Raw genomic sequence first — 24,358 nt, 5'->3', positions numbered from 1 at the left:
CTGCGGCTGGATGATGCCCACTTCGCAGTGGCCGAACTCGAGCAGATGCTGGACTTGGCCGAAGCGCTGGACCAGGTGGCCGCCTCACTGCCTCTGAAGCAGCGTTTCATCTATGCCCAGGCCCCGGTGGACACGCGTCTGCCCGCACTGCTTCAGCAGTATCTGGACTGGGCCCACAGCCATGCGCGCCATGGCAAGGCCGGGCCACCGTGGTTCCTGGAAGGTGTCGATGGCCACAGCCGCCTCGACCAGATGGAGCAAGCGCTACGCTCCTGCACGCTGTGGCTGTGGCTGGATCTGCGCTTTCCCGGCGTCTACGGCCATGTCAATGAAGTGATCGATTTGCGCAGCCGCCTCAACGACGGCATCGAGCGCCAGCTCAAGGGCAAGCGCCCACTGTGGCAGAAGACGCGCAGTCGGGCCGGTAAGCACGGCTAGGCCCAATCAGCCAGGACCTGTTGACACAGCGTCAACAGGTCGCACTGCCGGCCCTGGATCAGGGCGGCGATTCACTCATTTCCAAGACAGCTTCGCCAGCCTGCGCCCAGCAAAAAAGTGCAGGCAGCCTTGGCGGAGCGCTGCGCGACGCCATGCTTCCACGATGAAATCGACCGCGCTCCGCTGTCAAGGCATAAGGCTGGGGATAAGTTTTGCGCAACAAGGGGCTTATCCACAGGCCGGACGCTGTTCCAGAACTTGTTATCTGTTGACGCTCCCGACAAAGAGCCCTCCGCCCACATGCTTGCGCTGCAGCCAAGTGTGCGTTCCAGCGAGGTTTTTTTGACTTGTCCACAGCACTGGCCGGGCACTACTACGACTACTACTTTGAGATCCACCCCTTCAATCATTGAGTGTGGACGAGCTTTTCTTTTTGCCATCAGCACGGCTGCTGCGTTTGAACCGTCAAAACCGGCTCATGTCACACTGGCAACCGTTGCACGTCAGCCGTTCAAGGCGATCTCTCCCGTTCCATGAAGCAAACTACCTACTCAGCCTCCTGCGGCTTTGAATCCGCCTGCCAGATTCCAGCCTTGCCGCTGTCGCACCGCAGCCATGGCCTGCATGGCCACAGCTATTTCGCGACCGTGCGCGCGCAACTGCCCGAGGGCTGGGCTCCGTTTGCGGGTGCTGAGGTGGAAGAACTAAGGAGGCGCCTGGAGGCCTGTGTCGCGCCGCTCGACCATGCGCTGCTGAACCGGCATATCGAACAGCCCACTGACGAGAACATCGCGCGCTGGATACGCAGCCGTCTTGAAAACGAATTCAGCGTGCCAGGCATCCTGCAGGTCGGCATACAGAGCACGGCGCAGACCGGTGTTGATCTGGACGCCAATGGCCACGCCCATGTCTGGCGTCGCTACCGCTTCCAGGCAGCGCACAAGCTGCCCAATGTGCCGGCCGGGCACAAGTGCGGCCGCATGCACGGTCACGGTTTCGAAGTCATCATCCACGCCAACCAGGATCTGGGCGAACGCGATCTTGCGATCGACTATGACCATCTCGACGAGATATGGGCGCCTTTCCAGATCCAGCTGAACTACCACTGCCTGAACGAGATTGAAGGATTGGCCAACCCGACCAGCGAAGTGATCTCCTCGTGGTTGTGGGAGCGCTTGAAGCCGCAGCTGCCCGAGCTGTCCTGGGTGACGGTCTACGAGACTGGCTCCAGCGGTGCCAACTACGATGGTCAGCGCTATCGGATCTGGAAGGAACTGACGCTGGACAGTGCGATCCGCCTGAAGCACGCACCGGCACACAGCCCGCTCTCCGGCATCCATGGCCACACCTATACGCTGCGTCTGCACCTGAGTGCCGAGCTCGATGCGCTGATGGGCTGGACCGTTGACTATGGCGATGTGAAGACTTTCTTCAATCCGATCTTCAAAGCCATCGACCACAGCCCGCTGTACGAGATTGCCGATCTGCCCGATGGCGATACCGCCAGCCTGGCTGCCTGGGTGCTGGACAAGGGCCGCGCTGCGCTGCCGCAGCTGGACCGGGTGGACATGTACGAAACCCGCGGCTCGGGCTCCATCGTCAGCCTGGAAGGCGGCGACGAGCTGATTCCGGTTTGAACCGGCACCGCAGGAGGGAACAGACATGACTTATGCGGTGAAGGAAATTTTCTACACGCTGCAAGGCGAGGGTGCCCAGGCTGGCCGCGCCTCGGTGTTCTGCCGTTTTGCAGGCTGCAATCTGTGGAGCGGCCGCGAGCAGGACCGCAGCACGGCGGTCTGCAATTTCTGCGATACCGACTTCGTAGGCACCGACGGGCAGGGCGGCGGCAAGTTTGCGACGCCGGACGCGCTGGCCGATGCGATCGATGCGCGCTGGCCCAGGGACGCTCAAGGCAAGCGTATCGGCAAGCCCTATGTGGTGTGCACGGGCGGCGAGCCCTTGCTGCAGCTGGATGTGCCCTTGATCGACGCTCTGCATGCCCGCGGTTTCGAGATCGCCGTCGAGACCAATGGCACGCAGCCAGCGCCGCCGGGGCTGGACTGGATCTGCGTCAGCCCCAAGGCCGATGCTGAGCTGGTGCTGACCTCAGGGCATGAACTCAAGCTGATCTACCCGCAGGCCTTGGCCCGGCCGGAACGCTTCGAAGGCCTGGCCTTCGAAAACTTCTTCCTGCAGCCGCTGGACTCGGTGTTGAAGACCCAGCACACCCGCGAGGCGGTGGCCTATTGCATGGACCATCCGCAGTGGCGCCTGTCGGTGCAGATGCACAAGGTGATCGGCATCGATTGATGCCTGCCGGGCCTGTGGGCAAACTTGTGGACAGTTTTTGAACAACTGATGGCTTGTCCACAGCTGGCTGTCCGGTGCCCGAGTTGTTATCACCCGGACTCGCAGCAAACCCGCCCTGGCGCACAGGCTTGTTCCCCTGCCAAGTGCCTGTCAGGCTGGTGATTTTTGGCGCTGTCCACAGCCCGGAGTTGCCTCTACTACGACTACCAAGTTTAAAAAAGACAAGGTATCCGGAAGAGATTCAGGCGCCTTCAGGCCCTGCGGGCTGCAAACAGCGGGGAAGCCTTCAGAAGCTGTAGTCGAGCGCGACGCTGATGGCGGTTGGGTCCAGCCGGGTTTCGATGGTCTGGCCGGTTGACAGCGTGCCGGTGGTTTTCAGCCGCACATAGGTGGCGGCGATGTCCACGCCCCAGCGCTTGTCCCATTTGTAGAGCGCGCCCAGCTGAACGGTCGGGCCTGAAGCACTCTTCATCGACAGGGTTGTGGGCTTGCTGGGCAGACCGCCGGTCAGGCCCGACAGCGCTGCAGTGCTGCGTGTGTCGAAGAAGCGAGCGTAGGTGGCACCTGCGCCGACATAGGGCCGCAGCTTGGCGCTGGCGTCGCCAAAGCGGTACTGGGCCAGCAGCGTCATCGGCAGGACCTGTACCGTGCCTAGGCTGCCGACGCCATCGATGGCACCGGCGCCCACGATCTTGTGCTCGAAGGGCAGTCCCAGGGGCAGGTCGATCACAAAGCGGTCGCTCAAGGCATAGCTGATGCCGCCGCTCACCTGAGTGGCATTGCCCACATCGATCTGGGTGCCGACGAGGCTGGGCGCGCTGAGGTTGCCGCTCTTGACGGCCGGCATGATGGTGGTGAGGCCGATGCGGGCGCTGACGCGGCCATCGAGCTTGAGCTGTGCCTGTGCATTGCCAGCCGCCAGCAGGCTGCCCAGCAGCAGCAGGCCGAACATTTTGTTGAAGCGAAGGGTCTTCTTCATGGTGTTCTCCGTCATGAGGCCGGGCTCAGAGCCAGCCCTTGTTGGCCAGCGTCCTGGAAATCAGCTGGCTCAGCAGCTGATGGCCATAGGGCGTCGGATGAAAGCCGTCGGAGAAGGCGTAGTTCTTCCACCAATCAGCGCCACTCTGGCCAGCCGGCGGCGCTGCGGACAGCGCGGTGGCGGTACAGGTGGCAAAGGTGTAGCTGGGCAGGCCGTCGCTGCCCACGCCGGTGATCGGGCAAGCAGGGGTCTTCACATTGCCGAGACCGAACTGCTTCGGGTTGCTGACTTGGTCATTGAAGCTGGTGTAGAAGTCGACAATGGCCACGCGTGGTTCGTCAGCAAAGCGCCTGACCAGCTCGGCGTTGTAGGCCTCGACCCAGCTCTTGAAAAGTGCTTCGGCCTGTGCCCGTGCCGCCGCGCCGGCGGTACCACCGCCACTGGCTGCTGCGATGCTGTCGAGCACGGTTTGGAATCGCGGCGTGTTGGTGATGCCCGGCATGTTCAGCAAGGCCACGCGGGTGGCACCCTTGTCGAGAGCGCTGGTCTTGATCGAGGCGTGGAACTTGGCCGCCAGCGCCTGCATATAGGCGCCACCGACGGTGGCCAGGCCGGCAGAGCCGCCGGCCAGTGCGCTGCCGATCTGGGTCGGGCTCAGCAGCGTGCCCAGCAGTGCGGCGTAGGCCGCAGCGCCGTCGCGCGGAGCGCGCAGATAGGCGCCCACCAGGTCGGCCGCGTCGTTGCCGCCACCGACGATCAGCAGCAGATCACTGCTCTTGAAACCACCTGCAGTGGCCAGCTGCAGCGGCACGCCGCGCGGATCCATCGGGTTGCCGTGATTGATCACCGCACCGCCGATGGCGTAGTTGGTGCAGCCGGTCTTCGGGTTGGCGGCAAAGGTCGTGCCGGTGAAAACATAGAAGTTGCACTGGCTCAGGCCATAGGCCTGGGCGATGCGCTCGGGGTAGATCAGCGACTCGCTACCCTGCACCGTGAACTTGATGCCGAAGGTTCCCACATCGGCGAGGCTGTCGCCAAACACCTTCAGCGAGGTGATGCCGGGGTCCTTCGGAGTCACATCGGAGCTGCCGCCACCGCAGGCTGCCAGCACCATGCTGGCAGCGAGCGCCAACAGCCGTATTTGCATCGTCTTCATTGCTGTCTCCATGTCTTGAGCCCGCGTCAGTTGCACAGGCTGCTTCTTGCATAGTGATAGCTACTCTACTGTCTGGCTCAATGCGGCCAAGGAGTGCAAACCCCTGGGCGTGGGGCGGGCGAGACGGGCCTGCCATGCCACACTGCGTGCATGGACATAGCCGACCTGCAGCGCCGTTTGCGCGACTTTGCCGCCCAGCGAAACTGGGAGCCGTATCAGACGCCCAAGAACCTGGCTATGGCGATGGTGGTCGAGGCCGCCGAACTGGTGGAGATCTTCCAATGGCTGACGCCGGAAGAATCGCAGGCCATCGCGCAGGACGCCGCGCGTCACCAGCATCTGGGTGAGGAGATCGCTGACGTGATGCTCTATCTGTTGCAGATCGCCGATCACAGCGGCATCGACATTGAGCAGGCGCTTGAACGCAAGCTGGCGATGAATGCGCTCAAGCATCCTGTCCCCTGAAGAGGCTGCCATGCAGACGATCGCGGTCATCGACTTCGAAACCACGGGCATCAGCCCGAACAGCGGTGGCCGCGCTACCGAGATTGCCGCTGTGCTGGTTCGGGACGGCAGGATCGTGGACCACTACCAGAGCCTGATGAACAGCGGTGCCTGGGTGCCGCCCTTCATCGAGCAACTGACCGGCATCAGCAATGCGATGCTGGCCGAGGCCCCCGACTCGACGCAGGTGATGCGCGAGGTGGCCGAGTTCACCCGCGGCTGCCCGCTGGTGGCGCACAACGCGGCCTTTGACCGCGGCTTCTGGCATTACGAGCTGGCGCAGGCCGGCACCGAGCCCGACCCGGCGCATGAGTTCGCCTGCACGGTGCTGCTTGCGCGACGGCTCTATCCGGACGCACCCAACTGCAAGCTGGGAACCCTGGCACGTTTTCATGCGCTGCCCGATTCGGGCCGCGCCCACCGGGCGCTGGCGGATGCCCAGACTACCGCGAACCTGCTGCTGCGCATGCAGCAGGACCTCGGCCAGCGATTTGCGGCTGAGCTGGGGCCGCTTGCGGTCGAACATGAGCTGCTGGGCAGCCTGCAGCGCAGCGCCAAATCGGCACTGGCACGCTGCGTGCGAGATTGGGCCAGGCGCCGCCAGGGGGCGCTAGGGGCTGTTCCAGACTGAGAGCCCAAAATTTAGAACTGTCAAGCGCTCACACAGCGCTGATTGGCAGGGACAATTCTGCCCTTTCGTGCGCTGTTGCCAGAGTATTTTCTCTCCCCCCTTTCTTTCCCCGTATGTCGAGTATTCAGGTTCGTCCGGCCACGCTGCGTGATGCCAAAGCCATTGCAGAAATCCATGTTGCAGCTTGGCAGGGTGCGTACAAGGGTCTGCTTCCAGACAGCCAGCTGGATGCGCTTTCGGTGCAGAAGCGTCAGGCTTTCTGGCGCGAGGCCATTGATCTGTGCGAGCCACAGGTGATGGTGGCGCATATCGATAACGAGCTGATGGGTTTTGTCGGCTTTGATCGTTCGCGTGACAAGGGCACGCCGTCCAGCACCGGCGAGATCTGGGCCATGTATGCCAAGCCCGTGCATTGGGACAAGGGCGTTGGTCTGGCGCTGTGGGACGCAGCGCGTGATGGCCTTCAGGAAGAAGGCTGCACCAAGGTCACCTTGTGGACCTGGCTGCGCAATGAACGCGCGCTGCGCTTCTTCGAAATGGCCGGATTCAAGCGCGAGCTCGGCAGCGCCAAGACCACCGAAGTCGGTGGTGTTCGCCTCGAAGAACTCCGCCTCCAACGGTCATTGGTCTAAGTCAGGACCGAGGGCAAGCCCAGTGGCTTGCCGGACGCCTGACGCAGGCCGGGTTGCCTGCAAGCAGCCGGGCTGAGCCCGCGCACGGGACCCGGAAGGGTCGCGTGGCTGAGCCCGAGCACAGGACTCACCAGGGTCAGGTCTTGCCTCCAATCCGGCAAGCATGTCGCGGCCATGAGTGACGGGACCTGATGCTTTGAGAACTTGTTGGCGCTTCTGGTATCGCGAGCGTCTTTGGTCAGCGGCCAAACCCTGCAGAATCCGGCCGCGATGAGCAGCTTCAAGCATTCGATGTCAGCCAGTATGTGGCGCGTGGTGTTCCACGAGCGGCGCGGCTGTCGCATTCATGTCGACAAGACCGGCCCCTGGCTGCCTAGCAAGAAGATGGCCGAGCAGTGGGCGTACTGGTTCACGTCCCAGGGCTATTGCGTGGCGCTGCAGGACCAGACGGGTGCTGTCGAGAAGCAGTACCAGGGTCTGCCGAGCTGATCAGCAAAGCCTGGCAGGCGTGGCGCCACAGCGCACTCAAGCGGCTGCGCGGAAGCCACGCCGTTCCAGCGCCCAGCCCTCAGTCGCTCGCGGCAGCGCATGCTGCTGCACATGCACCGTGCTCAGCCGCTTGGCGGCGGCACGCTGCACCAGAGCCTCGGCCTGAGCCGGGCTGAGCTGCAGCGCAAAGCGGGCCCAACGCTTTTGCACCAGCGCATCACTCCAGGCATCTTCCAGCGCCCAGCGGATCTCGTGTGCCAGTACCAGGCTGCCGGCATTCAGCACACGCGGCACCAGGGCCATCACGAAGCGGTTGAAGTCGGCCTTCACGGCCTCGTCCGGCAGCAGCGCCTCGATGCGTGCCAGGCGCTGGCTCCAGCCGGGTTTGGCCAGCTGCCGGGTTACCAGGGCCTGCAGAGCCTGGATCGGGTTGAACAGGCGCAGCCGGTTCGGCGGCAACATATGCATGGGCAGCAGCGCGGCCTGGGCGTGCGGCAACTCGGTGACGAAGCTGCAGAGGACAGCCACACGCTGCCACTCGGCGGCAGCCAGCCCGGCCACCTGCTTGAACGGACCTTGCTCCAGGCTGGCCGCCAATTCGCTGGCGCTGGCCCAGTCATGCCTGGCTTTGGCCGCGTTGGCACCGCGGCTCATGGTGGCCAGATTGCCGGCGGCATAGCCAGCGTCATCGCGCACTCGGTCGATCGAGAGCGTGCTCTCATCGAGCGTGCAGCGGGTGATGGGGCAATGCTCGGTGCCGATCTGCTGCAGGTAGTTGGGTGTCAGCTCCAGGGTTTCGAAGCTGCGGCCACGCGCCCAGGCATGGCTGCGCAGCTGCAGCCACAGTCGGGTATGGCGGCTGGCCTTGAGCGTGCGGCGGCCGAAGGTGGCACGGCCAGCCAGCCAGCCCTGGCGCAGCGGCGAGGCGGCGAACAGATGTGCAGTCGGCGGCGTGATGCCGTGATGGGCATGATCCCAGCCGAGCTCGAAACCCAGCGTCTGGTGGGGACTGGCCGCTGCGGGCGCGGCGGCAATGCCGAGCTCCAGCTGGGTCGTCGAGGCCAGGGGCTGATGTGCTTGAGCTGTTGCTGCTGCTGCGGGATGTGCCATGGTGTGCTCCGGTTGCGGCTGCCTGTCGATGTTTCAGCAACCATGTGGCACAGTCTGGGCGACAGCTGGCTCATGGCGTGAGCCACCTAGAAAGTCAGGGAAACCCCTGAGAACAGGACACCATGGACCGGACCGAGCGCTTCTACAAGATCGAGTTGCTGATCCGCTCGCGCGAGTGCGTCAGCTTTGCCGCGTTGCTGGATGCGCTGGAGGTGTCGCCGGCCACGCTCAAGCGTGATCTGCAATACCTGCGAGAGCGCATGGACGCGCCGATCGAGTACGACGCCGCGGCCAATGGCTACCGTTTCGGCCAGCAGTGGCGCGGCACCCAGCATGAGCTGCCGGGCGTCTGGTTCAATGAGCGTGAACTGCACGCGCTGCTGACCATGCACCAGCTGCTGTCCAGCCTGGACGAGAACGGTATCCTGAGCCGGCATCTGCAGCCGATGTTCGACAAGCTCAGCGGCATGCTGGGTAAGGACGAGGACGAGGCCAAGGAGCTGACGCGGCGTGTCAAGCTGATCAGCACGGCGCGCCGGCGCGTGGCCAGCGAGTTCTTCGAGACGGTGGGCAGCGCGGTGGTGCAGCGCCAGCGCCTGAAACTGCGCTACCGCAAGCGCGGGCGGGGCGGGGCGACGCTGTCGGAGCGCATCGTGTCGCCGCAGCGCCTGGTCCATTACCGCAACACCTGGTATCTGGACGCCTGGTGCCATCAGAGCGAGGGTCTGAGGCGCTTTGCGCTGGATGCGATGGAAGCGGCCGTCTTGCTTGAAGAGAAAGCCAAGCCGGTCGCTTTGAAGGCGCTGGAAGCCGAGCTGGACCAGGGCTACGGCATCTTCGCCGGCGGGCATGCCCAGCAGGCTGAGCTGGTGTTCAGCGCCGAGGCGGCGCAATGGGTGTCACGCGAAGAGTGGCATCCGGCCCAGCAGAGCCGCTGGCTGGAGGATGGCCGCTGGCAGCTCGATGTGCCCTATGTGGATGCCACCGAGCTGCTGATGGACCTGCTGCGCCATGCCGGACAGGTTGAGGTCAGGGCACCTGCGGCTTTGCGCACGGCTTACGCCAAGCGCTTGCGCGAAGCGGTCGCGGCGCTGGCTTAGTCGTCCGCTTCCTGGCGCTTCAGGCGCTCGCTGTGCCAGTAGACATCGTCGCCGCCCAGGCCGTCGAGGTTGGCGCGGTTGAGCACGCGTGCCAGCACGAACAGCAGATCAGACAGGCGGTTCAGATACTGGCGCGGCGCCGCATTGATCGTGTCCTGAGAGGCGAGGGTCACTACAGCCCGCTCGGCCCGCCGTGCCACAGTACGGCAGACATGGGCCAGGGCGGCGCTGCGCGTGCCGGCCGGCAGGATGAACTCCTTCAGGCGGGGCAGGGTTTCGTTGTAGTGGGCCAGCGCCTCATCGAGGCGCAGCACGGCCTCGTCCTTGATCAGGGTGTAGCCCGGCATGCAGAGCTCGCCACCGAGGTTGAACAACTCGTGCTGGATCGTGACCAGCAGCTCACGCACATCGTCCGGCAGCGGCTCGGCCAGCAGCACGCCGATCTGCGAGTTGAGCTCATCCACATCGCCCATGGCCTGGATGCGCAGATGATCCTTGGACACGCGGCTGCCGTCGCCCAGGCCGGTCGTGCCGTCGTCGCCGGTGCGGGTTGCGATTTGTGAGAGTCGGTTGGCCATGGGAAGGAGCAGGGCAGTCGTTGCAGCGGGACCCGCATCTTGCCTCAAGGGGCCTGACCCTTCGGGATCCGGCCCTTCTTTGTCAGTCCCGACGGCCGCTGCGGTGAATATCGGTGGGCTTGTTGGGTTTGCCGGGGTCGGCATGGCCGTGCGCCCCGCTCTTGCCGTGATAGGGCCCATGCGAGGGCGGGGGGCCAGGCGGCAGCTCGGGCTTGCGGCTGCCGAGCTTGAGCCACTCGCGCCAGATCAGGCCGAACAGATCGAAGCGCAGCGCGCCGACGATGGCCAGCGCCAACGCGATGGCGATCAGGATGGTGCTGGTGTCCCAGGCAAAGGGCATGGTGAACGCTCCCCGTCGTTGATGTGAAACCGGCTCCATGCTCTCACCGTCGGGGGCGGGGGGCAAGGAGCCGGATCAAAGACAGGCGCCGGGCGTCGACCCGCGCGCAGGCACGGGTCTCGGGCGAGCTTTAGAAGCGATGGTTGTACTGCACGCCGAGCAGCGCGGAGTTCAGCTTGTAGCGGCCGACCACGGTCGCGCAGCTAGAGGTGTTGCCGGCCGGGTTGCAGACGGCTGAGCCGACTGCATTGGTCTGGCCACCGTTGTCGAACGCGTTGATCTCGCCTGCAGCCACGTGGATGTAGCTCAGGGCGAAGTCGAGCGAGCGCTTGTTGTCCAGCTTCCAGTTCAGGCCTGCCGACAGCCAGCTGCGGTCGCCGTCAGGGATTGACGAGGTGCGCGTGGTCTGGGTCACCGGCGACTGGTCATAGGCCACGCCGCCGCGCAGCTGCAGGGCATCGGTCCACTGGTGCGAGACACCCAGCGACGCGCGCACGGTGTCGGTCCAGCCCTGCGGTGTCACCGAGTCGGGCAGGTTGTTGGCGAAGTCGACACGCAGCTCCTTGAAGCGCGAGTGGCGGGTCAGCGACACATCGCCCATCACGGCGGTTCGGGCGTCGTGCTTCTTGTAGAAGGAGAAGGACAGCGACTCCGGCGTCTTGACGCTGAGCTTGGCCGCGCTGTTGGTGTAGGCGCCCAGCAGCTGGGCCTGAACCTGGCTGCCGGCGCCAGGCAGCGCCGCATTGAGCAGGCCGGCCAGGTTGGCGGCGGCGGTCTGCACTTGCCACTGGGCATCGCCTGTCAGCGTGTGCTTGATGGCCGAGCGGTAGGCGATGCTGAAGCGGGTGCTGTCATCCGGGCTGTACATCAGGCCCAGGTTGAAGCCCACGCCCCAGTCCTTGCCTTCGACATCGACGCGGCCGGAGTAGGTGGGGTTGCCGGAGACGGTCTTGATCAGGCCGCCCAGCTGGTTGATCACGGCATTGCGGATGATCTCGGCCGGCACACCGGGGATGGCGTTGGCACGCACCTGGGCTTCGACGATCGAGGCCATGGCGCCGGAGCCGAAGTCGGCACCCTTGGCCAGCTTGCCCTCGATGTGCTGCGCGCTCACACCGGCGCCCAGGCTCAGGCGCTCGCTCAGCTTGTAGGCCAGCGAGGGATTGATCGCCAGGGTCTTCAGCTCGGTGCTGATGCCGTTGTAGCGGCCGGTCCAGTTGCTGTCGTACTCGCTCTTGGAGCCGAAGGGCACGAAGATGCCCAGGCCGGCCGTCAGTCGCTCGTTGTAGCGGTGGCTCAGATAGGCGTGCGGCACAGCAGCCGGCTCGACGAAATCACCAGCCTCACCGCCGCGTGTGGGCAGGCGGAACTGGGTGAAGCTGCCGCCATCAGTGAAGCGGCCTTTGGGCAGTACCAGGTTCAGCACGCCGCTGGCCTGGGTGCCGTCCAGACGGCTCAGACCGGCCGGGTTGTAGAACAACACCGAAGCGTCTGAGGCTTCGGCCGCATTGGCATTGGCCGTGCCTTGGGCGGAGGCAGACTGGGAGCCGAAGTGGTAGCCCGAGGCCTGGGCCAGCGGGGCAGCCAGGACACCCAGCAGGGCAAGCATCAAGGGGTTTACGACAGGGCGGTTCAAGATCATGTCTCCGTATCTTCGAGGGTAGGTCACGAGTGGTGACCAGAAAGTTTGATGATAGCCTGCTAGTTATCGCTAGCTTAGTCGTGCTAACCCACGTGCTGTGCTGCGAAAAACACAAGAATCAACGAAGGAGACATCCATGCCGCTGCGCATTCCCCATTCCATGACCCCTGTTGCCGCTTTGCTGGCGGGCAGCCTGATGCTGAGCGCCTGCGGCGGCGGCGATTCCGCGACGGGTACACCCACCACACCGGCACCGCCCACTTACTCGGCCGAGATCCGCTACACCAGCTACGGCGTTCCGCACGTCAAGGCCGAAGACTTCAAGGGCGCCGGCTACGGCTACGGTTACGCCTTCGCCAACGACCACATCTGCCTGTTCGCGCAGGAGCTGGTGACGCTGCGCGGTCAGCGCTCGCGCTTCTTCGGCGATGTGGACGCCAAGGGCGTGCCCATCACCTATCTGGGCCAGTTCGGCGACTTCACGCCGAATCTGTCGTCCGACTTCTTCTACAAGCTGCTGATGACGCCGGCGCTGGCGCAATCGATGAAGGCCGCCACCGGCCCGGATGTGCGCGACATGGTCAGCGGCTTCGTCGCGGGCTACAACCGCTATCTGCGCGACAAGGGCGTCAACGGCCTGCCTACCGAGTGCAAGGGTGCGGCCTGGGTCACGCCGATGACCGAGGACGAGGCCTACTGGCGCTTCAGTCAGGCGGCCATGGCGGGCAGCTCGCTGCAGTTCATCAACTCGATTGGCGTGGCCCAGCCACCTGGCCCGAAGCCCGCGGGTGCGACGACTGTGGCTGCGCTGAGCGCCAAGGCGCTCAAGCGCCCGAGCACGCAGCTGGCGGTGCTGAACAGCCCGCTGGTGCAGGGCACCAATGCGCTGTTCGAGCATGCGATCGGCTCGAATGGCTACGGCCTGGGCAAGGGCGTGACGCAGAGCGGCGCCGGCATGGTGCTGGGCAACCCGCACTTCCCGTGGTGGGGCGCGCTGCGTCTGCACAAGCTGCACATCACCATTCCCGGCAAGTACGACGTGTTCGGCTCCACCCTGCTGGGCACCCTGGTGCCGCTGATCGGTTTCAACAAGGATGTGGCCTGGACGCACACCTTCTCGACCGACAACCGCTTCACGCTGTTCCAGCTCAAGCTGGACCCGGCGGACCCGACGCGCTACCAGGTCGACGGCGCCTTCAAGGCGATGACGAAGACGGCGCTCAGCGTCGACGCCCTGCAGCCCGATGGCAGCGTGAAGACGCACCAGCGCACCATGTACGGCACCGACTTCGGCCCGCTGCTGAGCGATGGAGCCACCTTCGGCTGGACGGCGGGCGCGGCCTTTGCCATCCGCGATGCCAACTACACGAACTACAAGCTGCTCGACCAGGCCTTGCTGAACGGCAAGTCCACCAGCGCCGAGAGCCTGCGCGAGTCGCTGGCCACGCACAACGCGATGCCCTGGGTCAACACCATGGCGGCCGACAAGAATGGCAAGGCGCTCTACGCCAACTACTCGGTGGCGGCCAATGTCAGCGATGCCCAGCTGGCCAGCTGCGTCAACAGCCCGACCGGCCAGTTCCTGTTGGCCACGCGCGGCCTGGTGCTGATGGACGGCAGCAAGGCCAGCTGCAACTGGAACGGCGCCATCCCCAGCAGCCAGCGCCCGTTTGTGCTTCGCGACGACTACATCGTCAACGCTAACGACAGCCACTGGCTGCCCAACGACAAGGTGCGCCTGGCCGGCTACCCGAGGATCATCGCCACCGGCCCGGTGGCCGAAGGGCGTGAGCAGGGCGAGCGCACCCGCACCGGCATCGTCCAGGTGCTGGACCGCATGAAGGGCACTGACGGCCTGCCCGGCACCGGCTTCACGCTGGCCAATCTGCAGCAGGTCTATGCCAAGAGCCGCTTCCTCAAGGCCGAGGTCTGGCTGGACGAGTTCCTGGCGGCGCGCTGCGCCGGCGGCAGTCTGACGGCCAACGACAGCAAGGGCGTGGTGACTGATCTCAGCAAGGCCTGCGGCGTGCTGTCGATCTGGAAGAAGACCGAAGGCATGGTCGATCCGGGCTCGCTGCTGTTCCGCAAGTTCTATGAACTGTCCGGCGAGATGAAGGACGCCAGCCTGTGGCGCGTGGCCTACGACCCAGCCGATCCGGTCAACACGCCGCGCGGCTACAACACGGCCGACACCAAGGCCGTGACGCTGCTGGCGGATGCTGTGCAGTGGTTCAACGCCAACAAGTTTGCGCTGGAGGAGGTCAATGCCCGCAAGCAGGTGGTCGTGCGTGACAGCGCGCCACTGCCCTTCCCGGGCGGCCGCTACACCTTCAACAACGTGCGCGGTAACCTCAGCGCCGGTCTGTATGGCGATCCGGTCTATGGCAACAGCTATATGCAATTCGTCACCTTCGACGCCAACGGCCCGGTGGCCGAGGGCATCCTGACCTACTCGCAGAGCAGCCATCTGCTGTCCGCCAACTTCTCGGACCAGACCAAGCTCTACTCCGACATCTTCCTGAAGGGTGCAAAGTGGGCCAAGCTGCCTTTCAGCGAAGCCGACATCAAGGCGGACCCGAACTACCGCAGCATGATGCTCAGCGAGTGATGGACAGCTTGCAGGGTTGAACAGGGGCCGGCAATTGCCGGCCCTCCTTCTTTTGGTAAAGCATCGCGACACCGGCAACGCTGCTCGCACCGCGCCGGCCGCAGTCTTCCTAGAATCAGCGGGTCCGCCAAGCTTGGCGGCGAGGAGCCCCGCGATGAATGCCCCCCACGATCTCGAAGCGTTGCTGAAGGCCCGCAGGCGCCCTGTGCCCGAGGCTATGCTGGACGCGCTGCGCGAACGCTTTGGCGCACGCCTGAGCACCGCGCTGGCGGTGCGCCAGCAGCATGGCCGCGACGAGTCGCCTTTCGACGTGGATCCGCCGGACTGCGTGGTCTACGCCGAGAGCAACGAAGACGTGGCCGCGGTGCTGGCCTTGGCGCACGAGCACAGCGTGCCGGTGATCCCCTATGGCGCCGGCTCTTCGCTGGAAGGCCATCTGCTGGCGGTGCAGGGCGGCGTCAGCCTGGATGTCTCTCGCATGAACAAGATCCTGAGCGTCAATGCCGAGGACCTGACGGTAACGGTGCAGGCCGGCGTGACGCGCAACCAGCTCAACGCCGAGATCCGCCACGCGGGCCTGTTCTTTCCCATCGACCCGGGCGCCGACGCCTCCCTCGGCGGCATGGCCGCCACACGCGCCAGCGGCACGAACGCGGTGCGCTACGGCACCATGCGCGAGGCGGTGCTGGGCCTGAGCGTGGTCACGGCCACCGGTGAAGTTGTGCGGACCGGCACGCGTGCCCGCAAGAGCAGCGCTGGCTATGACCTGACGCGCCTCTTCATCGGCAGCGAAGGCACGCTGGGCGTGATCACCGAGGTGACGCTGCGCATCTATCCTTTGCCTGAAGCCGTGTCGGCCGCAGTCTGCTTCTTCCCCAGCATCGATGCGGCGGTGCAGACCACCATCCAGATCATCCAGATGGGGGTGCCGATCGCGCGCTGCGAGCTGCTGGACGCGCATGCGATCCGTGCGGTGAACCTGCACGACAAGCTGGGGCTGCGCGAGGCACCGATGCTGCTGATGGAGTTCCACGGCTCCGACGCCAGCGTGGCCGAGCAGGCTGAAACCGTGCAGGAGATTGCGCGCGAATTCGGTGGCGAGGATTTCGAGTGGGCCACCACGCCCGAGGCGCGCACCAAGCTCTGGACCGCGCGCCACCACGCCTATCTGTCGGCGCTGCAGACCAAGCCCGGTTGCCGCTGCGTGACCACCGACACCTGCGTGCCGATCTCACGCCTGGCCGAGAGCATCAATGAGTCGGTGCGCGAGGTCGAGGAGGCGGGCCTGCCTTACTTCATTGTCGGCCATGTGGGCGACGGCAACTTCCACCTCGGCTATCTGATCGACCCGAATGTGCCTGCGGAGCGCGATACGGCTGAGCGCTTGTCAGCGCAGATGGTGCAGCGCGCGCTGCGCCTGGAAGGCACCTGCACCGGCGAGCATGGCATCGGCCTGCACAAACAGGGCTTTCTGGTCGACGAGGCCGGCGCTGGCGCGGTGCAGCTGATGCGCCAACTGAAGGCCGCGCTGGACCCGAAGAACATCATGAACCCGGGCAAGATCTTCGCGTCCGCCCCCTGACGATTCGGTACGGACCAAAGCGTCCTGGCGGCCGGGCCCCGCAGACTCGTGGCATTCAAACAGAGGAGCCCCTCATGAACGTCGTCTGCTTCATCCGCTACGAGATCGATCCCTTCCAGCGCGAGGCCTTCCGCCGCTATGCCGTGGCCTGGGGTGGAATCATTCCACGCCTGGGTGGCCAGTTGCTGGGGTACTTCCTGCCGCACGAGGGCAGCAATGTCGAGGCCTGGGGCCTGGTCGGCTTTGCCAGCCTGGCCGACTACGAGGCCTACCGTGCCAGGTTGAAGTGCGATGCCGAGGCCCAGGCCAATTTCGAGTTCGCGCAGCGAGAGCGCTTCATCCGGCGCGAGGAGCGCCGCTTCTGCCAGGCCGTGGCGGAAACGCTGGCGGTGGCGGCATGATCGCGGTCATCTTCGAGGTGGAGCCGGCGGCGGGCGCCCTGGACGCCTATCTCCAGCATGCGGCTCGGCTGAAGCCGCTGTTGGCCGGGATGGATGGCTTCATCTCGGTCGAGCGCTTCCAGAGCCTCAATACGCCGGGCAAGCTGGTCTCGCTGTCCTTCTGGCGCGACGAAGCCGCCGTGCGCGCTTGGCGCGAGCATGCCGAGCACCGGGCCACTCAGGAGGCCGGTCGTGCCGGCCTCTTTGCCGGATACCGGCTGCGCGTGGCTGCGGTGCTGCGCGACTATGGTCTGGACGAGCGCGAGCAGGCCCCCGCTACCTGTCCAGTGCTACCCGTGGATCTGCTGTGACGGCAGGCAGCGGCGAACCGCGGCTGGCCCGCATCGCATCTGCGATCGCGGACCCGACGCGGGCTCGCACGCTGGCCCGCTTGCTGGATGGGCGCATGCACACAGCCGGCGAGCTGGCGGCCCATGCCGGCGTGGCGGCAGCCACCATGTCCGGCCATCTGAGACTGCTGCTCGATGAAGGTCTGGCCCGCGTGCGGCAGCAGGGGCGGCATCGCTACTACGGGCTTGCCGATGCCGCGGTGGCCCATGCGCTGGAGGCCTTGCTGCAACTGGCCGATGGCCTTGCTCCGGCGCCGATGGGCGAGCTGGAGCGCTGGCAGCGGCCGGCCCTGCGCGGTCTTCGGCATGCACGCAGCTGCTACGGCCATCTGGCTGGCGAGCTGGGCGTGAGACTGCATGAGGCGCTGCTGGCGCGCGGCTGGGTTCAGGCCACGGGGCTGGCCGGCCAGCCCTATGGCTTTAGTGAGGCGGGCCGGGCCGGACTGGCGGCGCTGGGTTTGGGTCCGCTGCCTACCGGAGCGGGCGGGCGCGCCTTGTACGACTGCATGGACTGGTCCGAGCGGCGCGACCATTTCGCCGGGCCGGCCGCGGTGGGCCTGCTGGACGCGTTCATCGACAAGGGTTGGCTGCGCCGTGTCGAGGGCTCGCGGGAATTGGCCGTGACGCCGACCGGCCGCCTTGCCTTGCTGGATGGCCTGCTGCGGCAGGACTGAGCGTCACTGCGCCTGCGGCCCGCGAGTGCTCCAGCGCTGCGCCACGTCGCCGCGCGCATTGATGCTCTCCAGGTGCACGTCGAAGCCCCACAGCCGCGCCACATGCTTGAGTACTTCTTGCGAGCTGTCATGCAGCGGGCGGTTCATGTGCTGGGTGTGGCGCAGGGTCAATGAGCGGTCGCCGCGCAGATTGACGTTCCAGACCTGGATATTGGGCTCGCGGGTGCTGAGGTCGTACTGCTTGGAGAGCGCCTCGCGCACATGCTGGTAGCCGGCTTCGTCGTGGATGGCCGAGATCTCGTACTCGTTCTGCGCTTCGTCGTCGACGATGGAAAACAGGCGGAACTCGCGCATCAGCCGCGGGCTCAGGTACTGGCCGATGAAGCTCTCGTCCTTGAAGTTGCGCATCGCGTGGTCCAGCGTGGGCAGCCAGGGGGCGCCCGCGATGTCGGGGAACCAAAGGCGGTCCTCGTCGGTGGGGGTTTCGCAGATGCGCTTGATGTCGGTGTACATCGCGAAGCCCAGCGCATACGGGTTGAGCTGCGCCATCGGCGGCTGCGCCACCACATTGGTGTGCGACTTCAGCCACTCGATCATCATGCCGTCCGACAGATAGCCGTCGTCGTACATCTGGTTGAGCAGGCGGTGGTGCCAGAAGGTGGCCCAGCCTTCGTTCATCACCTGGGTCTGGCGCTGTGGATAGAAGTACTGCGCCACCTTGCGCACGATGCGCACGATTTCTCTCTGCCAGGGCTCCAAGAGCGGCGCGTTCTTCTCGATGAAATAGAGCAGGTTCTCCTGCGGTTCGTCGGGGAAGCGACGCGCAGTCTTCTCGTCCTCGGCCTTGTCCCTGCCGCGTGGCAGGGTGCGCCAGAGGTCGTTGATCTGCTGCTGGGCATAGGCCTCGCGCTCGTGCTGACGCGCACGTTCCTCGGCCAGCGAGAGCTTGGTGGGCCGGCGATAGCGGTCCACGCCGTGGTTCATCAGCGCGTGGCAGGAATCCAGCAGCTGCTCCACCGCATCCAGGCCGTGGCGCTCCTCGCATTCGGCCACGTAGTTCTTCGCATAGACCAGGTAGTCGATGATGGATGAGGCATCGGTCCACATGCGGAACAGGTAGTTGCCCTTGAAGAAGCTGTTGTGGCCGTAGCAGGCATGGGCGATCACCAGGGCCTGCATGGCCAGGGTGTTCTCTTCCATCAGGTAGGCGATGCAGGGGTCGGAGTTGATAACGATCTCGTAGGCCAGGCCCATTTGGCCGCGCTTGTAGTTGCGCTCAGTGGCGATGAACTCCTTGCCATAGCTCCAGTGCCGGTAGTTCACCGGCATGCCCACCGAGGCGTAGGCATCCATCATCTGCTCGGCGGTGATGACCTCCAGCTGGTTGGGGTAGGTGTCCAGCCCATAGCGCTCAGCTGTTGCGCGTATCACCGCGTGGTAGTCGTGGATCAGCTCGAAGGTCCAGTCGCTGGGCGCGGGCAGGGGCTGGGCGGGGCGCTCCTTGAGCGGCCGCATCTGCTGCAGCGGCTCCTTGTGGCGGCGGCCGCCGTACTCGCGCCGGTCGGCGGCAATGCCCAGGTCGCGACGGTTGTCGGCGCTGATGGAGGGAAGCATGCTGAGCTCGGTTTCACTCATGACTTGGCCCCTTCCTTCTTGAACAGCTCACGGAACACGGGATAGATCTGCGAGGCCTCGACCGCCTTGCGCATCGCGAACTGGGGCACTTCGTCGGCCAGCTTGGCGTATTCCTCCCACAGGTTCTGCTCGGCCTCGGCCACTTGCACATAGGCGAAGTAGCGGCACAGCGGCAGGATCTTGTCCGCCAGCAGCTCGCGGCAGCGGCCGCTGTCGTGGTGCCAGTTGTCGCCGTCGCTGGCCTGGGCGCCATAGATGTTCCACTCGCTCGGCGAGTAGCGCTCGCGGATGATCTGTTCCATCAGCACCAGGGCCGAGGAGACGACGGTGCCGCCGGTTTCGGTGGCGTGGAAGAAGTTCTGCTCGTCCACCTCCTGCGCCTGCGTATGGTGGCGGATGAAGACCACCTCGATCTTCTCGTAGTGCCGCGTGAGAAAGAGGTAGAGCAGGATGAAGAAGCGCTTGGCCAGGTCCTTGCGCGCCTCGTCCATCGAGCCGCTGACGTCCATCAGGCAGAACATGACCGCGCGCGTGGTCGGCACCGGCACGCGCACGCGGTTGCGAAAACGCAGGTCGATGGGGTCGAGAAAGGGGATGTTGGCGATGCGTCGGCGCAGCTCGGCGATGCGCGCCTCGGTCTCCTTGATCAGCGTCTCGGCCTCGGGCTTGTGGCTGTCTTCGCGCTTGAGCACGACCAGGCGCTCTTCCAGCTCGTGCAGCTCGCGGCGCTTGTCCATGCCCAGCGCGATGCGCCGGCCTAAAGCGCCGCGCATCGAGCGCACCACATGCAGATTGGTCGGCGTGCCGTCGCTGACGAAGCCAGCGCGGTGGCTCTTCCACTCCGGCGTGTCGGCCAGCGTGGTGCGCGCAAGATTGGGCAGGGCCAGGTCGTCGAAGAAGACCTGCATGAACTCTTCCTTGCTGAGGTGGAAGACGAAGTCGTCCTCGCCCTCGCCGGAATCGCTGGCCTGGCCGCCGCCCTGGCCTTGTCCGCCGCCCTTGGGCTTGGGCACGCGGTCGCCTTTCATGTGCTCGGTATTGCCGGGCCGCACTACCTCGCGCACGCCGCCCTCGCCATGGCCGAAGACGGGCTCGCTCAAGTCCTTCTTCGGGATGTGCACCTCCTCGCCGCGCTCCATGTCGCGGATGCCGCGGCCATCGACCGCACGTTTCACGGCCTCGCGGATCTGCTCCTTGTGGCGGCGCAGGAAGCGCTCGCGGTTGCCGACGGACTTGTTCTTGCCCGAGAGGCGGCGATCAATGATCTGTTGAAGCATGAATGCTCCTTGATCGGGCGGCGGATCAAGAACTCTTGCGAACGCGCAGATACCACTCGCACAGCAGCCGCACCTGCTTGGCCGTGTAGCCCTTGTCGACCATGCGCTGCACGAAGTTCTCGTGCTTCTTGGCCTCGTCGGCGCTGGCCTTGGCGTTGAAGCTGATCACGGGCAGCAGCTCCTCGGTGTTGGAGAACATCTTCTTCTCGATCACCGTGCGCAGCTTTTCGTAGCTGGTCCAGGCCGGGTTCTTGCCCTGGTTGTTGGCGCGCGCGCGCAGCACGAAGTTGACGATCTCGTTGCGGAAGTCCTTGGGGTTGCTGATGCCGGCGGGCTTCTCAATCTTTTCCAGCTCGGCGTTCAGCGCGCCACGATCGAACACCTCGCCGGTGTCGGTGTCGCGGTACTCCTGGTCCTGGATCCAGTAGTCGGCATAGGTCACGTAGCGGTCGAAGATGTTCTGGCCGTACTCGGAATAACTCTCCAGATACGCGGTCTGGATTTCCTTGCCGATGAACTCGGCATAGCGCGGTGCCAGCTGTTCCTTGATGAAGCTGACGTACTTCTGCTCCAGCTCGGCCGGGAACTGCTCGCGCTCGATCTGCTGCTCCAGCACATACATCAGGTGCACCGGATTGGCGGCCACCTCGGTGGAATCGAAGTTGAAGACCTTGGAGAGGATCTTGTAGGCGAAGCGCGTGCTGACGCCACTCATCCCCTCGTCGACACCGGCGTAGTCGCGGTACTCCTGGTAGCTCTTGGCGCGCGGGTCGGTGTCCTTGAGGTTCTCGCCGTCGTAGACCTGCATCTTGGAGAACAGCGAGGAGTTCTCGGGCTCCTTCAGGCGCGTGAGGATGGCGAACTGGCTCATCATCTTCAGCGTGCCGGGGGCGCACTTGGCCTCGGCCAGCGAGGAGCCGCGGATCAGCTTCTCGTAGATCTTCACCTCTTCGCTGACGCGCAGGCAGTAAGGCACCTTGACGATGTAGATCCGGTCGAGGAAGGCCTCGTTGTTCTTGTTGTTGCGGAAGGTCTTCCACTCGCTCTCGTTGCTGTGCGCCAGCACGATGCCGTCGAAGGGGATGGCGCCAAAGCCCTCGGTGCCCTTGAAGTTGCCTTCCTGCGTGGCGGTCAGCAGCGGGTGCAGCACCTTGATCGGCGCCTTGAACATCTCGACGAATTCGAGCAGGCCCTGGTTGGCCAGGCACAGGCCGCCGCTGTAGCTGTAGGCATCGGGGTCGTCCTGCGCATAGGTTTCCAGCTTGCGGATGTCGACCTTGCCGACCAGCGAGGAGATGTCCTGGTTGTTCTCGTCACCCGGCTCGGTCTTGGCCACGCCCACCTGCTTGAGCACGCTGGGGTAGCGCTTGATGACCTTGAACTTGCGGATGTCGCCGCCGAATTCCTCCAGCCGCTTCACTGCCCAGGGGCTCATGATGCGGTTCAGGTAGCGGCGCGGGATGCCGTATTCCTTTTCCAGCAGCGGGCCGTCCTCTGCAGCGTTGAACAAGCCCAGCGGCGACTCATTCACCGGCGAGCCGGCCAGTGCGTAGAAGGGCACCTGCTCCATCAGGCTCTTGAGCCGTTCAGCAATCGAGCTCTTGCCGCCGCCCACCGGGCCCAGCAGATAGAGAATCTGCTTCTTCTCTTCCAGCCCTTGCGCGGCATGCCGGAAGTAGGAGACCACCTGCTCGATCGCGTCCTCCATGCCGTAGAACTCGGCGAAGGCGGGATAGATCTTGATGGTCTTGTTCGCGAAGATGCGCGACAGGCGCGGATCATTGCGCGTGTCGACCGTTTGCGGCTCGCCGATGGCCTGAAGCATGCGCTCGGGCGCGGTGGCGTAGGCGAGGGGATTGTGTTTGCACTCGGCCAGATACTCTTCGAGCGAGAGCTCTTCGACCCGGGTGCGCTCGTAGCGAGCGGCAAAGCTGCTGATCACGTCCATGCTGACCTCCTGTGTTCGGGAGAGACGCTGCCGTGCGTGTGCGTTCGCATCCGGCATCGTCTGGGAAGTTCTGATGGCGCCCCCAATACAGGGCTGAGGCGTCATCAGAGCTTTCCGAGGTTCAGCGCTTTGTGCTGAGCTCCAGCGTGGCTCAAAGACCGTGATCGTGAAACCAAGAATAAGGCGGTGTTGATCCCTTAACAACCAGAACTCACGCTACGTTGACACGCTGCAACGAGAGCTGTGCATTCAGTCTCGATAACTCGCGCTCGCTGCGCTTGGCAAGACCTGACCCCATTTGTCACGCTTGTGGTGATTACCATCTTGCATGTGTCGTGCCAGGCCTTGTGGCGCGCATGAAAAAAGCCGTGAGGGATTCACGGCTTTGGTGGCGGGCGCTGCAGCGAGTGGCTGCTGCGCGCATGATGGTCCGCTTAAGTGCTGCGCAGTTTTTCGATCAGGCCGTTCAGTTCGTCCAGCGAGCCGAACTGGATGGACAGCTCGCCCTGCTCTCCGCGCTTGGTGCGCTTCTTCACGCGGATCTCCACGGCGGCGGTCAGCAGATCGGACAGCTCCTCTTCGAGCCGCAGCACATCACGGCTCTTGCTGTTCTTGACGCGCAACAGCGGCGTCTGGCGGCCGGCACCTTGGCGCTGCACCAGCTTCTCGGCCTCGCGCACGCTCAGCTTCTTGGCGGCTATCTCGGTGGCGCAGGTGATCTGGTGCGCACCGTCCAGGGGCAGCAGCGCACGCGCATGGCCCATGTCGATATCGCCGGCCATCAGCATGTTCTGCACCGGATCGGCCAGTTGCAGCAGGCGCAGCAGATTGCTGGCAGCGCTGCGCGAGCGGCCCACGGCCTGCGCCGCTTGTTCATGCGTGAGGCCGAACTCCTCGGTCAGGCGCTTCAGGCCTTGTGCTTCTTCGAGCGGATTGAGGTCCTCGCGCTGGATGTTCTCGATCAGCGCCATTGCGGCCGCAGCCTCGTCGGGCACGGGCTTGACCAGCACCGGCACCTCGCGCAAACCGGCCAGCTTGGCAGCACGGAAACGCCGCTCGCCGGCGATGATTTCGTAGCGCGCCGTGCCGTCCTTGCTCTGCTCGGCAGCGATGGGGCGCACAAGGATGGGCTGCATGATGCCCTGGCCCTTGATGCTCTCGGCCAGCTCGTACAGCGAGCCTTCGTCCATGCGCGTGCGCGGTTGGTACTTGCCGGCCTGCATCTGCTCCAGGCGCAGGCTGCTGGGCTCGCCGTCGCGGGCGGTAGCGGGCGTATCGCTGACTTTGGGGCCGAGCAGGGCTTCCAGGCCCATGCCGAGCCCCTTGGGTTTTTTCGTGACCATGGCCGGATTGTCCCTTATGCCATCCAGTCGGCCAGCAGGGCCCGGCCCTCGGGCCACGTGCCCAGATTCGAGGCGGTGTTCAGATGCCCGCGCGGGCCGGCCATCAGCAGCTCGGCACCCCAGTCGGCCGCCATCTGGACGCCACGTTCAGGGCTGCAGTAGGGGTCGTCGCTGCTGATCACAGCCACGGCGGGGAAGGGCAGTCGGGTGCGGCGGATCGGCCGCCAGTTGTGCAGCTGCGGCGGCGTGTCCGGCGCTTCGGTGTCGGGTGGGGCCACCAGCAGCGCGCCCTTGACGCGAGCCGTGTGCGCCGAGTGTTCGGCCCAGCTGGCCACCAGCTGGCAGCCGAGCGAGTGCGCCACCAGCACCGCCGGCCCGGGCCCGGCCAGCACGACCTCGTCCAGACGGGCCATCCAGTCACCGCGGCGTGGCCAGTTCCAGTCGGACTGCTCCACCCGCTCGTCGCCATACTGACGTTCCCAGCAGCTTTGCCAATGCTCGGGGTCGGAGTTCAACCAGCCTGGCAGCAGCAGCACGCGTGTCGTCTCGGTCGTCCTCATGCCTTATGCTTCGCTTCCTTTGTGATCAATTG

General features: G+C 65.0%; 25 protein-coding genes. 14 read left to right on the top strand and 11 right to left on the bottom strand.

Annotated features, from left to right (window positions below; translation table 11 throughout):
* From ACIQ67_RS07765 to ACIQ67_RS07750, 4 genes are all read left to right on the top strand, one after another.
* On the top strand, nt 1–438 hold a 438-nt coding region (locus tag ACIQ67_RS07765), incomplete at its 5' end, for an SUV3 C-terminal domain-containing protein (RefSeq protein ID WP_397533787.1).
* 533 nt (nt 439–971) lie between these two features.
* The gene (locus ACIQ67_RS07760; protein WP_397533786.1) at nt 972–2,075 is read left to right on the top strand and encodes a 6-carboxytetrahydropterin synthase; all 1,104 of its coding nucleotides are present in this window, start codon (nt 972–974) and stop codon (nt 2,073–2,075) included.
* A 25-nt stretch (nt 2,076–2,100) separates the two neighbouring features.
* Entirely contained in the window at nt 2,101–2,748 is a 648-nt protein-coding gene (gene queE / locus ACIQ67_RS07755) for a 7-carboxy-7-deazaguanine synthase (RefSeq protein WP_397533785.1), read from the top strand.
* Nucleotides 2,744–2,797 carry a hypothetical protein gene (locus ACIQ67_RS07750; RefSeq protein ID WP_397533789.1) on the top strand — a complete coding sequence of 18 codons (54 nt, stop codon included), beginning with the start codon at nt 2,744–2,746 and terminating at the stop codon, nt 2,795–2,797. The genes queE and ACIQ67_RS07750 overlap by 5 nt, the downstream gene beginning before the upstream one ends.
* Before the next feature lie 237 nt (nt 2,798–3,034).
* On the opposite strand, the gene ACIQ67_RS07745 is transcribed toward ACIQ67_RS07750, so the two are convergent.
* Nucleotides 3,035–3,727 (bottom strand): OmpW family protein, encoded by a 693-nt coding sequence (locus ACIQ67_RS07745; RefSeq protein ID WP_397533784.1) that lies wholly within the window; start codon nt 3,725–3,727, stop codon nt 3,035–3,037.
* Nucleotides 3,728–3,752: 25 nt separating this feature from the next.
* The gene (locus tag ACIQ67_RS07740) at nt 3,753–4,883 is read right to left on the bottom strand and encodes an SGNH/GDSL hydrolase family protein (protein WP_397533783.1); all 1,131 of its coding nucleotides are present in this window, start codon (nt 4,881–4,883) and stop codon (nt 3,753–3,755) included.
* A 150-nt stretch (nt 4,884–5,033) separates the two neighbouring features.
* Here ACIQ67_RS07740 and ACIQ67_RS07735 point away from each other — a divergent pair, with 150 nt between their 5' ends.
* The 4 genes from ACIQ67_RS07735 (at nt 5,034) to ACIQ67_RS07720 (ending at nt 7,139) form a co-directional block, all read left to right on the top strand.
* A complete protein-coding gene (locus ACIQ67_RS07735; protein WP_397533782.1) occupies nt 5,034–5,348 on the top strand; it encodes a nucleotide pyrophosphohydrolase in 315 nt (104 codons plus the stop codon).
* A gap of 10 nt (nt 5,349–5,358) precedes the next feature.
* Nucleotides 5,359–6,018, top strand: coding sequence for a PolC-type DNA polymerase III (locus ACIQ67_RS07730; protein ID WP_397533781.1), 660 nt, complete (start codon nt 5,359–5,361; stop codon nt 6,016–6,018).
* A 113-nt stretch (nt 6,019–6,131) separates the two neighbouring features.
* On the top strand, nt 6,132–6,650 hold the full coding sequence (locus ACIQ67_RS07725; RefSeq protein ID WP_397533780.1) for a GNAT family N-acetyltransferase: 519 nt from the start codon (nt 6,132–6,134) through the stop codon (nt 6,648–6,650).
* Between the two features lie 270 nt (nt 6,651–6,920).
* Nucleotides 6,921–7,139 carry a hypothetical protein gene (locus ACIQ67_RS07720; RefSeq protein WP_397533779.1) on the top strand — a complete coding sequence of 73 codons (219 nt, stop codon included), beginning with the start codon at nt 6,921–6,923 and terminating at the stop codon, nt 7,137–7,139.
* Between the two features lie 36 nt (nt 7,140–7,175).
* Here ACIQ67_RS07720 and ACIQ67_RS07715 read toward each other — a convergent pair whose 3' ends face one another.
* Nucleotides 7,176–8,249 carry a hypothetical protein gene (locus ACIQ67_RS07715; RefSeq protein ID WP_397533778.1) on the bottom strand — a complete coding sequence of 358 codons (1,074 nt, stop codon included), beginning with the start codon at nt 8,247–8,249 and terminating at the stop codon, nt 7,176–7,178.
* Nucleotides 8,250–8,371: 122 nt separating this feature from the next.
* Here ACIQ67_RS07715 and ACIQ67_RS07710 point away from each other — a divergent pair, with 122 nt between their 5' ends.
* A complete protein-coding gene (locus ACIQ67_RS07710) occupies nt 8,372–9,349 on the top strand; it encodes a helix-turn-helix transcriptional regulator (RefSeq protein ID WP_397533777.1) in 978 nt (325 codons plus the stop codon).
* Here the strand turns inward: ACIQ67_RS07710 and ACIQ67_RS07705 are convergent.
* From ACIQ67_RS07705 to ACIQ67_RS07695, 3 genes are all read right to left on the bottom strand, one after another.
* Complete coding sequence (locus ACIQ67_RS07705; protein WP_397533776.1) at nt 9,346–9,927, bottom strand: cob(I)yrinic acid a,c-diamide adenosyltransferase; 582 nt, start codon at nt 9,925–9,927, stop codon at nt 9,346–9,348. The genes ACIQ67_RS07710 and ACIQ67_RS07705 overlap by 4 nt on opposite strands.
* Nucleotides 9,928–10,009: 82 nt before the next feature.
* Nucleotides 10,010–10,267, bottom strand: a complete 258-nt coding sequence (locus ACIQ67_RS07700) for a hypothetical protein (protein WP_397533775.1) — start codon at nt 10,265–10,267, stop codon at nt 10,010–10,012.
* A gap of 130 nt (nt 10,268–10,397) precedes the next feature.
* Entirely contained in the window at nt 10,398–11,903 is a 1,506-nt protein-coding gene (locus tag ACIQ67_RS07695; RefSeq protein WP_397533774.1) for an OmpP1/FadL family transporter, read from the bottom strand.
* A gap of 142 nt (nt 11,904–12,045) precedes the next feature.
* Here ACIQ67_RS07695 and ACIQ67_RS07690 point away from each other — a divergent pair, with 142 nt between their 5' ends.
* From ACIQ67_RS07690 to ACIQ67_RS07670, 5 genes are all read left to right on the top strand, one after another.
* Nucleotides 12,046–14,517, top strand: a complete 2,472-nt coding sequence (locus ACIQ67_RS07690) for a penicillin acylase family protein (protein WP_397533773.1) — start codon at nt 12,046–12,048, stop codon at nt 14,515–14,517.
* A gap of 154 nt (nt 14,518–14,671) precedes the next feature.
* A complete protein-coding gene (locus ACIQ67_RS07685; protein ID WP_397533772.1) occupies nt 14,672–16,099 on the top strand; it encodes an FAD-binding oxidoreductase in 1,428 nt (475 codons plus the stop codon).
* 74 nt (nt 16,100–16,173) lie between these two features.
* Entirely contained in the window at nt 16,174–16,500 is a 327-nt protein-coding gene (locus tag ACIQ67_RS07680) for an NIPSNAP family protein (RefSeq protein WP_397533771.1), read from the top strand.
* Complete coding sequence (locus ACIQ67_RS07675) at nt 16,497–16,850, top strand: antibiotic biosynthesis monooxygenase family protein (protein WP_397533770.1); 354 nt, start codon at nt 16,497–16,499, stop codon at nt 16,848–16,850. The genes ACIQ67_RS07680 and ACIQ67_RS07675 overlap by 4 nt, the downstream gene beginning before the upstream one ends.
* Nucleotides 16,847–17,563, top strand: a complete 717-nt coding sequence (locus tag ACIQ67_RS07670) for an ArsR/SmtB family transcription factor (protein WP_397533769.1) — start codon at nt 16,847–16,849, stop codon at nt 17,561–17,563. The genes ACIQ67_RS07675 and ACIQ67_RS07670 overlap by 4 nt, the downstream gene beginning before the upstream one ends.
* Nucleotides 17,564–17,566: 3 nt before the next feature.
* On the opposite strand, the gene ACIQ67_RS07665 is transcribed toward ACIQ67_RS07670, so the two are convergent.
* The 5 genes from ACIQ67_RS07665 to ACIQ67_RS07645 all read right to left on the bottom strand — a co-directional run bounded on the left by ACIQ67_RS07665 (nt 17,567) and on the right by ACIQ67_RS07645 (nt 24,326).
* A complete protein-coding gene (locus ACIQ67_RS07665; RefSeq protein ID WP_397533788.1) occupies nt 17,567–19,078 on the bottom strand; it encodes a SpoVR family protein in 1,512 nt (503 codons plus the stop codon).
* Nucleotides 19,079–19,194: 116 nt separating this feature from the next.
* A complete protein-coding gene (locus tag ACIQ67_RS07660) occupies nt 19,195–20,475 on the bottom strand; it encodes a YeaH/YhbH family protein (protein ID WP_397533768.1) in 1,281 nt (426 codons plus the stop codon).
* Nucleotides 20,476–20,500: 25 nt separating this feature from the next.
* Nucleotides 20,501–22,423: a PrkA family serine protein kinase gene (locus tag ACIQ67_RS07655; protein ID WP_397533767.1), complete on the bottom strand. Its 1,923-nt coding sequence runs from the start codon at nt 22,421–22,423 to the stop codon at nt 20,501–20,503.
* A 434-nt stretch (nt 22,424–22,857) separates the two neighbouring features.
* On the bottom strand, nt 22,858–23,766 hold the full coding sequence (locus ACIQ67_RS07650) for a ParB/RepB/Spo0J family partition protein (protein WP_397533766.1): 909 nt from the start codon (nt 23,764–23,766) through the stop codon (nt 22,858–22,860).
* Nucleotides 23,767–23,780: 14 nt separating this feature from the next.
* On the bottom strand, nt 23,781–24,326 hold the full coding sequence (locus tag ACIQ67_RS07645; protein WP_397533765.1) for an RBBP9/YdeN family alpha/beta hydrolase: 546 nt from the start codon (nt 24,324–24,326) through the stop codon (nt 23,781–23,783).
* Nucleotides 24,327–24,358 lie beyond the last annotated feature (32 nt).

This window comes from Roseateles sp., assembly GCF_044373315.1.
Classification (GTDB): domain Bacteria; phylum Pseudomonadota; class Gammaproteobacteria; order Burkholderiales; family Burkholderiaceae_C; genus JACDQM01.
The sequence above is the reverse complement of the archived record's forward strand: the minus strand, read 5'-3'. Positions and strand labels throughout refer to the sequence as shown.

What these genes read in the sequence shown, in the direction of transcription:
- ACIQ67_RS07725 (WP_397533780.1), top strand. Translation starts at nt 6,132, where the DNA reads ATGTCGAGTATTCAGGTTCGTCCGGCCACGCTGCGTGATGCCAAAGCC.
- ACIQ67_RS07690 (WP_397533773.1), top strand. Translation starts at nt 12,046, where the DNA reads ATGCCGCTGCGCATTCCCCATTCCATGACCCCTGTTGCCGCTTTGCTG.
- ACIQ67_RS07675 (WP_397533770.1), top strand. Translation starts at nt 16,497, where the DNA reads ATGATCGCGGTCATCTTCGAGGTGGAGCCGGCGGCGGGCGCCCTGGAC.
- ACIQ67_RS07655 (WP_397533767.1), bottom strand. Translation starts at nt 22,423, where the DNA reads ATGGACGTGATCAGCAGCTTTGCCGCTCGCTACGAGCGCACCCGGGTC.
- ACIQ67_RS07760 (WP_397533786.1), top strand. Translation starts at nt 972, where the DNA reads ATGAAGCAAACTACCTACTCAGCCTCCTGCGGCTTTGAATCCGCCTGC.
- ACIQ67_RS07720 (WP_397533779.1), top strand. Translation starts at nt 6,921, where the DNA reads ATGAGCAGCTTCAAGCATTCGATGTCAGCCAGTATGTGGCGCGTGGTG.
- ACIQ67_RS07650 (WP_397533766.1), bottom strand. Translation starts at nt 23,766, where the DNA reads ATGGTCACGAAAAAACCCAAGGGGCTCGGCATGGGCCTGGAAGCCCTG.
- ACIQ67_RS07685 (WP_397533772.1), top strand. Translation starts at nt 14,672, where the DNA reads ATGAATGCCCCCCACGATCTCGAAGCGTTGCTGAAGGCCCGCAGGCGC.
- queE (WP_397533785.1), top strand. Translation starts at nt 2,101, where the DNA reads ATGACTTATGCGGTGAAGGAAATTTTCTACACGCTGCAAGGCGAGGGT.
- ACIQ67_RS07665 (WP_397533788.1), bottom strand. Translation starts at nt 19,078, where the DNA reads ATGCGGCCGCTCAAGGAGCGCCCCGCCCAGCCCCTGCCCGCGCCCAGC.
- ACIQ67_RS07660 (WP_397533768.1), bottom strand. Translation starts at nt 20,475, where the DNA reads ATGCTTCAACAGATCATTGATCGCCGCCTCTCGGGCAAGAACAAGTCC.
- ACIQ67_RS07710 (WP_397533777.1), top strand. Translation starts at nt 8,372, where the DNA reads ATGGACCGGACCGAGCGCTTCTACAAGATCGAGTTGCTGATCCGCTCG.
- ACIQ67_RS07680 (WP_397533771.1), top strand. Translation starts at nt 16,174, where the DNA reads ATGAACGTCGTCTGCTTCATCCGCTACGAGATCGATCCCTTCCAGCGC.
- ACIQ67_RS07745 (WP_397533784.1), bottom strand. Translation starts at nt 3,727, where the DNA reads ATGAAGAAGACCCTTCGCTTCAACAAAATGTTCGGCCTGCTGCTGCTG.
- ACIQ67_RS07715 (WP_397533778.1), bottom strand. Translation starts at nt 8,249, where the DNA reads ATGGCACATCCCGCAGCAGCAGCAACAGCTCAAGCACATCAGCCCCTG.
- ACIQ67_RS07735 (WP_397533782.1), top strand. Translation starts at nt 5,034, where the DNA reads ATGGACATAGCCGACCTGCAGCGCCGTTTGCGCGACTTTGCCGCCCAG.
- ACIQ67_RS07645 (WP_397533765.1), bottom strand. Translation starts at nt 24,326, where the DNA reads ATGAGGACGACCGAGACGACACGCGTGCTGCTGCTGCCAGGCTGGTTG.
- ACIQ67_RS07740 (WP_397533783.1), bottom strand. Translation starts at nt 4,883, where the DNA reads ATGAAGACGATGCAAATACGGCTGTTGGCGCTCGCTGCCAGCATGGTG.
- ACIQ67_RS07700 (WP_397533775.1), bottom strand. Translation starts at nt 10,267, where the DNA reads ATGCCCTTTGCCTGGGACACCAGCACCATCCTGATCGCCATCGCGTTG.
- ACIQ67_RS07705 (WP_397533776.1), bottom strand. Translation starts at nt 9,927, where the DNA reads ATGGCCAACCGACTCTCACAAATCGCAACCCGCACCGGCGACGACGGC.
- ACIQ67_RS07730 (WP_397533781.1), top strand. Translation starts at nt 5,359, where the DNA reads ATGCAGACGATCGCGGTCATCGACTTCGAAACCACGGGCATCAGCCCG.